This window comes from Myxococcus sp. AM010 (assembly GCF_013372585.1).
Taxonomy (GTDB): Bacteria; Myxococcota; Myxococcia; order Myxococcales; family Myxococcaceae; genus Myxococcus; species Myxococcus vastator.
In genome coordinates this window covers 1-7,558 of the sequence record NZ_JABXEO010000161.1, presented here as the reverse complement: position 1 = coordinate 7,558, position 7,558 = coordinate 1, and the positions used below count along the sequence as shown (strand labels likewise).

Sequence of the window (7,558 nt, the reverse complement as noted above, 5' to 3'; positions counted from 1 at the left end):
GTTGGGCGGTGGCGGGAGGGTTCTGCCGGGCACCGCACGCACTGAGGAGGGCCACAGCGGCCACGGCCGCTGCACGGAGCAGGTTGGGCATGGCGCGCAGTGTGTCCCATGCCGAGCGGGCAAGGTAGCGCGCAACAGGCAGGTGTGGCCTTGCTGTCATCTCCACTTCGCGGTGGAGTGCGTCACCGTGTCCGAGATTGTGCCTGCCTCCCCGCCCCCTGACTCACCCGCCATGACGCCGAAGCGACCAGCGGAGCACCTGCTCCGCGTCGTCGGCACGCCCCCCGGACGGGTGGTGGGATTCCTGACGCGCTTCGTCTGGGCCTTCGTGACGTGGCTGTCCCCAGAGTCGCGTGACGCGCTCGCTCGCTTCGTGGGCAACCTCGCGTACAGGTTGGGTATCCGTCGTCGCGTGGCGCTGGAAAACCTGGCCATGGCGATGCCGGAGAAGAGTGACGCGGAGCGGCGCGAGATTGCGCGCGGCGCCTACATCAACATGTCGCGCGTGGTGCTGGAGTCGCTGCCGTCCGGCGACCGGCTGCCGCGGGACTGGGCCGAGCAGGGCGTGGAAGGCGAAGCGGCCTGGCAGGCGCTGAAGGCGCATGTGGCCACGGGCCAGGGCGCGCTGCTGGTGACGGCGCACTTTGGCAACTGGGAGCTGCTGGGAGACATGGTCACCCGCCACGGCATCCCGATTGCCGGCCTGGTGCGTCCGCTGAAGGGCGCGCTCAACACGCGCATCGCGGAGAACCGCGTGCGCATGGGCGCCGGCCTCATCTACCCGCGGGGCGCCATCCAGGAGGTCATCAAAGCCGTGAAGCGCGGCGAGTCGCCCTTCATGTTGCTGGACCAGGCCCTGCCAGCGAAGGCGGCCGCCTTCGTGCCCTTCTTCGGCAAGCTGGCCTCCACTACGCCGGCCATGGCGGTGGCGGCGGCGCGCACGAAGGCCCCCGTGTTCGTGGTGATGAGCGTGCGCAACGGCCGGGGCGGCGCCCGCTTCCGCCTGGCGGTAGAAGGCCCCATCCTCCCGCCCGCGCCGGGTGAGTGCGCCGACCCGATGACGGAGCACACCGCGCGCGTCACGGCCGCGCTGGAGCGCTGCATCCGCAAGTACCCGGACCAGTGGATGTGGTTGCACCGCCGCTGGAAGGTGCAGCCTCCACCGGAGGCCGCCCTGCCTGCGGGGACTACGCCACCACCACCCGCTTCAGATGCGCCCCCAGCTGGGTGACGACCTCGTAGTGAATCGTCTGGGCCCAGCCGGCCAGTGACTCGGCGGGCACGGACTCCTCGCCGTCGCGGCCCAGCAGCGTGGCCGTCACCGCGCGCTCGTCGGACGTGGCGCGCGTCACGTCCACGATGAGGTGATTCATCATCACCCGTCCCAGCACCGGACACCGGCGGCCCTTCACCAGCACGTGAGCCTTGCCCGACGCCAGGCGCGGGTAGCCGTCGTAGTACCCCACCGGCAGCACCGCGATGCGCGTGGGCTCCGGGCACCGGTACGTGCAGCCGTAGCCCACGTAGCTGCCCGCGGGCAGCCACTTCACCACCTGGCTGCGGCACCGCCACGCCAGCACCGGCTTGAGCACCGGCACCTCGCCCAGCACCAGCCGCGCTGACAGCCGCGTCTCCGGCGACGGCCATAGGCCGTAGAGCGAAATCCCCACGCGCAGCGCCTCATAGCGGGCGCGAGGCAGCACCAGCGTCGCGGCGCTCGCGGCGATGTGCCGTTGTAGCGGCCGGGCCGGCGCCAGCTGCTCGGAGAGGAACGCCAGCCCCCTCTCGAAGGCCTCCACCTGCGCCAGCGCGTAGCCCTGCTCCGTCACGTCCTCCGTGTTGGCGAAGTGGCTGAGCGCGCCCACCACCTCCAGCACGTCACGGGACTCCGTGAGGAAGCGAGCCTCCGTGGGCAAGCCGTCCAGCGTGAAGCCCTCGCGCCCCAGGCCGGTGTCGATGTGGACGTGGACCCGCAGGGGGCGCTCCAGCTTCGCCGCGCGCAGCACCGCCGCCGCGTCCGCCCAGCCACGGTCCGCCACCACCGCGTCCACTCCCGCGCGCGCCAGCACCACCGCCTCGTCCGGCGCCACCGCGCCCAGGACGAGCACCTGCCGCGGCGCCAGCCCCCGCGCCCGCTCGTACTCCCTCACCTTCAGCGCGTCCTGCGGGGCGATGACATAGAGGACGTCCACCTCGCCGTGGACCAGGGGCAACACCTGCGCGAGCCCGTGCCCATACGCGTTGCCCTTGAGCACCACCCCCAGCGCGCGCGGCGCCGCCCCCTGCCCCTCCAGGGCCCGGAACACGGCGACGTTGTGCCGCAGGGCGGACGCACTCACTTCCAGCCACGAGGAATGGACCGCGTCCCCTGGGCCACTGCCGATTGACTCCACATTCACCTCCACCACGCGCCCAGCCATACCAGCAATGCGCGGGCCATGCGCCAGGCGTGGCCGGGACACCACACCTGCCCAGGCCCCCACATATTCCCGCCGCGCGAGCGTCCTGGAGGCCTGACGCCCCACAGAGGGTTTCCGGATGGATGCAAAGCGCATTAAAGGGAGGGCGGATGCGAACGCTCTTCATTGGAGACGTGCACGGGTGCGCGGAGGAACTGGACGCGCTGCTGGCGCAGTGCGCCTGGCAGCCAGGCGACCGCGTGGTGCTGGTGGGGGACCTGGTGGCGAAGGGCCCGGACTCCGCCGGAGTGGTGCGCCGTGCGCGGGAGCAGGGCTTCCTGGCGGTGCGGGGCAACCATGACGCCCACGTGCTGCGCTGGCACGCGGGCCGGGGGCCGCGCGGCAAGAAGCTGAAGCCCGAGCATCAGCAGGTGCTGGACACCCTGACGCCCGAGGACTGGGCGTGGCTGGAGGCCCAGCCGCTGTACCGCCTCTTCCCCGAGCTGAACGTGGTCGCCGTGCATGGCGGGCTGGTGCCCGGCGTGCCGCTGGAGGCGCAGAAGGAAGACGAGCTGCTCAACCTGCGCAGCATCCTGCCGGATGGGACGCCGTCGAAGCGCGTGGACGCGGGCGCGCCGTGGGCCAGCCTGTGGCAGGGGCCGGAGCTGGTCATCTTCGGCCACGACGCCATGCGGGGCGTCCAGCGGCACCCGTATGCGGTGGGGCTGGACTCCGGCTGCGTGTACGGAGGCAAGCTCTCCGCCTATGTGCTGCCGGAGGGCCGCCTCGTGTCCGTCCTGGCCAGGCGCGCCTACGTGGACGTGGACGCCTCCTAGAGAAGGAAGCGCCCACGCGCCTCATCACGCCGCCGGGGGACGCACCACCAGCACGGGCCTGTCCGTGCGCAGCAGCAGGGACTGCGTCACCGAGCCCAGCACGGCGCGCTTCCAACCCGACCGCCCATGCGTGCCCATGACGATGGCGCTCGCGCCCAGCCGCTCGGCCGCCTGCGCCAGCGTGGCCACCACGTCCTTGCCGCCAGGGATGACCTCCAGCCGCACGTTCCTGTCCCGCGCGCCCTTGGGGACGAGCGCGGAGAGCTGCTCGCGCAGCTGGGCCTCCTCTTCGAGAGACGGCTTCGACTCGGTGGCGTGCACCAGGTGCACGGTGCCGCCCGGCGGCGTCAGCGCGCAGGCATGCGCCACCGCGCGGTTGCCCGTCTCCGAGAAGTCCGTGGCCACCATCACCTCGCGGTACTCCGGCAGCGGCGTGTCCGTGCCCACCGTCATCGCCTGCGCGGGCACGCACACCACGGACATCCGCGCCAGCCGCAGCGCGTGGCGCGACACGCTCCACAGCCGCCCCAGCGCGCGCCGGTGGTGCGTGCCCACCACCAGCAGGTCCGCGTGCTCCTGCTCAGCCAGGTCCACCAGGTGGTCGGCGATGCGTCCCACGCCCACCTCCACGCGAGCGCGCACGGGCGCTCCGTCCTGGGCCAGCGGGGCCAGGAGCTCCGCGCTCTCCTTCTCAAGCGCCCGCTGCAGCTCGGGCGGGGCCTCACCGTAGGCCATGGCCTGCCGCAGCCCCAGGCGGCGGGCCTCCTCCTCCGGCCAGTAGACGCGCCCGCCCACCACGTCCACCTGGCCGCCCTTGCGCAGCGTCAGCACCCAGTCACGCGCGGCCTCGAAGGGCAGGGAGCGGTCCACGCCCAGGAGCACCTTCAGGGGCCGCTCTCCCCGGGTCCACGCCTCCAGCGGCGCCGGGTCCCGCATGGCGAGCAGCGGCACCGTCAGCGACTGCGCCAGGCGGTCCACCGTGCCGCCCTCGCCCCCGAAGGGTGATTCGTCCACGCCCCGTGACGCCACCACCAGCGAGGCGCGCTGCTCCTGACAGAACGCCTCCAGCATCACCGCCGGCTCGCCGGTGAGGAGCACGGGCTCCACCTTCGCCCCCAGCTTCTCCAGGCGCTTCGTCTCATCGCTCAGCACCGCCTCGGCGGAGCCCAGCAGGGCCTTGCCGAAGGCGCGCACGGAGTCGGGGTTGAGGACATGGACCAGCCACAGGGACGTGCCGGCCTTGCGGGCCAGCTCCGCGGCCAGCGTGGAGGCCCGCCGGGAGGCGTCTGAGAAGTTGGTGGCGCAGACAATGGACATGGCAGCTCCAGGTTCGAGTGAGGCGTGGAGTGGAGTGGAAATCAACGCGCGCGGAGCACCTGCTCGGCGCGCACCTCGTTCACCAGGGGCTCGCCACGCTCGAAGGCCTGGATGCTCGCCAGCGTCGTCTCGGCGATGTTGGCGAGCGCCTCGTGGGTGAGGAAGGCCTGATGCGACGTGACGAGCACGTTCGGGAAGGTCAGGAGCCGCGCCAGCACGTCGTCCTGGAGCACCTGCCCGGAGAGGTCCTGGAAGAAGACGCCCTCCTCTTCTTCATACACATCCAGTCCGGCCCCGCCGATGTGACCGGACTTGAGCGCGGCGACCAGCGCCTTGCTGTCGATGAGCGCCCCGCGGCCCGTGTTGATGAGCAGCACGCCCCGCTTCATCCGCGCCAGCGCCGCCGCGTCCACCAGGTGCCGCGTGCCCGGCGTCAGCGGGACATGCAGCGAGAGGATGTCCGATTCGGTGAAGAGCGTGTCGAGCGGTGCGTAGCGCACGCCCAGCTCGCGCTCGAAGGCCGCGTCCGGCGCCACGTCGTAGCAGAGCACGTCGCAACCAAAGCCCTTGAAGATGCGCGCCGCCACGCGCCCGATGCGGCCCGTGCCCACCACGCCCACCGTCTTGCCAGCGAGGTCGAAGCCCACCAGCCCGTCGAGCGAGAAGTTCCAATCACGCACGCGCGAGAAGGCGCGCGGGATGTGGCGGTTGAGGGACATCACCAGGGCCACCGCGTGCTCGGCCACCGCGTGGGGGGAGTACTCCGGCACGCGCGTGACGCGCAGGTCCAGCCGCCGCGCCGCTTCGAGGTCCACGTGGTTGTAGCCCGCGGAGCGCGCCGCCACGAGCCGCACCCCACCCGCGTGCAACACCGCCAGCGTGGCCGCGTCCACCTTGTCGTTGACGAAGGAGCACACGGCGGGAAAGCCCTCCGCCAGGGGCGCCGTCTGGAGCGTCAGCCGCGGCTCGAAGTAGGTGAGCGCATGTCCGAAACGCGCGTTGGCGGCCTCCAGCGCGTCCCGGTCGTATCGGTGTGTATCAAAGACAGCCACGCGCATGCCTGCTCTCCTGCTCGGCGAGTCCGTTCTCGCCGCGTACGGCCAGCGTCAATGCAAGGCCTGCTCCAGGCGGCACCCTATGCTGTCGGCCTTCGACAGCCGCGCAAAATATGCGCAGCCGGGGGCCGAGCGGCAAAAGCTGCGCGCGAGGCGAACGCCTGCCCGCCGGGCAGCGGACGTGCGGGAGCGCGCGGCGAGGCCAGGGCCTAGCTTGAGTTCGAGGCGCCAGTGCCCCTTCGAGCGGAGCCCCCGACATGAACCGGCTGGAAGACGCCGCGCTGCTGACGGACCTCTACCAACTGACGATGACGGAGGCCTACCTCGAAGAGGGAATGTGGGACGAGGCCGTGTTCAGCCTCTTCGCGCGCATGCTCCCGCACCGGCGCAACTACCTGCTGGCGGCGGGGCTCGACGATGCGCTGAGGTACCTGGAGCAGCTGCGCTTCGGCGCGGAGGCGCTGGACTGGCTGGCGTCTCAAGGCCGCTTCTCGGACCGGCTGCTCGGGTGGCTCGAGCGCTTCCGCTTCAGCGGTGACGTGGACGCCGTCCCGGAGGGCACGCCGGTGTTCGCCGAGGAGCCCCTGCTGGAGGTCCGCGCGCCCCTGCCGGAGGCGCAGCTGGTGGAGACGTACCTCCTCAACCAGGTGCACTTCCAGACGACCGTGGCCTCGAAGGCCGCGCGTGTGGTGACGGCCGCCGCGGGACGCCACGTCATGGAGTTTGGCCTGCGGCGCTACCACGGCACGGACGCCGGGCTGAAGGTGGCGCGCGCGGCGTATCTGGCGGGCGTGGACTCCACCTCCAATGTGCTGGCGGGGAAGGCGTATGGGATTCCGCTCGCGGGCACCATGGCGCACAGCTACGTGCAGGCGCACGACGACGAACTGGAGGCGTTCCGCGCCTTCGTGCGCGTCCATCCGGACGCCACGCTGCTGGTGGACACCTATGACACGCTGCGCGGCGTGCAGCACGTCATCCGGCTGGCGCGCGAGCTGGGCGAGGACTTCCAGGTGCGCTCCATCCGGTTGGACTCGGGCGATCTGCTCGCGCTGTCGAAGGCGTCGCGGGAGCTGCTCGACGAGGCCGGGCTGGAGCAGGTGCGCGTGTACGCGAGCGGCGGGCTGGACGAAGACGCGGTGGCGAGGCTGGTGGCGAGCGGGGCGCCCATCGACAGCTTCGGCGTGGGCACGGCGATGGGCGTTTCGTCGGACGCACCCGCGCTGGACATGGCCTACAAGCTGGTGGCGTACGCGGGGCGGCCCCGGGTGAAGCTGTCGTCGGGGAAGCTGCTGCTCCCGGGCGCGAAGCAAATCTACCGGCGGGAGGTGGACGGCGTGGCGAGCGGCGACGTGCTCACGTGCAGGCAGGACGTCGCGCCTGGAAGGCCCTTGCTCCAACCGGCGATGCGCGGAGGACAACGGCTGCCCGAGGCCTCACCCACGCTGGAGGACAGCCGCGACTACGCGCGACGCGAGGTCTCACGGCTGCCGCCCGGGATTCGCGCCCTGTCGCCCACGCGCCAGCCATACCCGGTGGAGCTGGGTCAGGCGCTGCGGCGGGCTCGCGAGCACGAAGTGGAGCTGTGGTCCGCGGCGACGTGAGAGGCTCGGCGTCATCCCAGAGCTGCTCGATGAGTCCTCCGAGCTGGAGCGGCTGACGCTGAAGCACGCACTCCCGCGTTCGAGGCACCTGGGCCTCGACAAGCGGGCTTCTGGGCTTGAAGTGCCAGCCCACCCGGAAGGCAAGCAACGAGGTCCCAATGACCCCGGTGCGCCTCTCTGGTACTCCTGAGGTGGCTTCCTCCGAGCCCCAACCTTCTGCCATGGTGGAGGGCCGATTTTTCGTTGGAGCGCACCATGAGTCGCCGTCTCGGCCCCGCCGTCGTCCTTGGCTCGGCGCTGCTTCTGGGCAGCGCCTGCAAGAAGTCAGAGGACCCCGCCCCCGAGGC

6 protein-coding genes are annotated in these 7,558 nt (G+C 71.6%); 3 read left to right on the top strand and 3 right to left on the bottom strand.

Translation table 11 applies throughout. From position 1 onward, the window contains the following. Nucleotides 1-232: 232 nt before the first annotated feature. Nucleotides 233-1,231, top strand: coding sequence for a lysophospholipid acyltransferase family protein (locus HV826_RS35600; RefSeq protein WP_217918910.1), 999 nt, complete (start codon nt 233-235; stop codon nt 1,229-1,231). Here HV826_RS35600 and alr read toward each other — a convergent pair. Then, a complete protein-coding gene (gene alr / locus HV826_RS35595; protein WP_176421463.1) occupies nt 1,188-2,420 on the bottom strand; it encodes an alanine racemase in 1,233 nt (410 codons plus the stop codon). The two genes, HV826_RS35600 and alr, sit on opposite strands and share 44 nt — an antisense overlap. A 149-nt stretch (nt 2,421-2,569) precedes the next feature. On the opposite strand from alr, the gene HV826_RS35590 reads away from it, so the two are divergent. Continuing rightward, nucleotides 2,570-3,235: a metallophosphoesterase gene (locus tag HV826_RS35590; RefSeq protein WP_176421462.1), complete on the top strand. Its 666-nt coding sequence runs from the start codon at nt 2,570-2,572 to the stop codon at nt 3,233-3,235. Between the two features lie 24 nt (nt 3,236-3,259). Here the strand turns inward: HV826_RS35590 and HV826_RS35585 are convergent, their stop codons facing one another. Both HV826_RS35585 and HV826_RS35580 read right to left on the bottom strand, forming a co-directional pair. After that, entirely contained in the window at nt 3,260-4,552 is a 1,293-nt protein-coding gene (locus HV826_RS35585) for a universal stress protein (protein ID WP_176421461.1), read from the bottom strand. A gap of 41 nt (nt 4,553-4,593) precedes the next feature. Further along, on the bottom strand, nt 4,594-5,610 hold the full coding sequence (locus HV826_RS35580; protein ID WP_176421460.1) for a 2-hydroxyacid dehydrogenase: 1,017 nt from the start codon (nt 5,608-5,610) through the stop codon (nt 4,594-4,596). Nucleotides 5,611-5,864: 254 nt separating this feature from the next. Here HV826_RS35580 and HV826_RS35575 point away from each other — a divergent pair, with 254 nt between their 5' ends. After that, a complete protein-coding gene (locus HV826_RS35575; RefSeq protein WP_176421459.1) occupies nt 5,865-7,211 on the top strand; it encodes a nicotinate phosphoribosyltransferase in 1,347 nt (448 codons plus the stop codon). Nucleotides 7,212-7,558 lie beyond the last annotated feature (347 nt).